Genomic DNA, 647 nt, shown 5'->3' on the forward strand with positions numbered 1-647 from the left:
GGCTCAATACGGACGATCAAACCGGCAAAGAGATTTTGCGCAGCCGAGCCGCCGAATATTGCGCCGATGAAATTGCCTTTGCGCTCAATGAAGCGGCCGAAGGCCGTCTGAATTTCAAAGGCCGCGCGTTGGAATCCGGCGACATTGCCGTCTTGGTGCGCACCAACAACGAAGCGGCGATGATTGCAGGGAAACTGAAACAGCGCCGTATCCAAAGCGTGTTGCTGTCGCGCCAGTCCGTTTTCGATTCCGCCGAGGCAGACTCTCTGTCCGCGCTGATCGGCTTTTGGCTCAACCCAAGGCAAACCGACTGGCTGCGCTTTGTCTTGACCGGCGTTTTGTTCGGCTATACCGCCAAAGAGATTTACGAACTCAACCACAACGAACACCAGCTGCTGAAATGGCTGGAGTCGTCTGCCCAAGCCATGGAAAAATGGCGGAAAGGCGGCATTTTTGCCGCCGTGCAGCAGTTTGCCGCCCTACATGACATCGAAACACGCCTGCTCAAAGGCGGCAACGAGCGTAGCCTGACCAACTACTATCAAATTCTGGAGCTTTTGGCCGAAGAAGACAGCCAAAGCCGCAACCCTGCCGCCCTGCATAAATGGCTGAACGAACAAATCAGCCGTGCGCGCAGCGGCCATTTC

The 647-nt window shown here is 56.0% G+C and carries 1 protein-coding gene; it reads left to right on the forward strand.

All coding sequences use genetic code 11. The annotated features are described in order from the left end of the window. Window positions 1-647, forward strand: a 647-nt coding sequence (locus ACTHUM_RS17225; protein ID WP_440403585.1) for a 3'-5' exonuclease, incomplete at both ends; no start/stop codon positions are given.

The sequence above is a fragment of the Neisseria sp. P0021.S006 genome, from assembly GCF_051956895.1.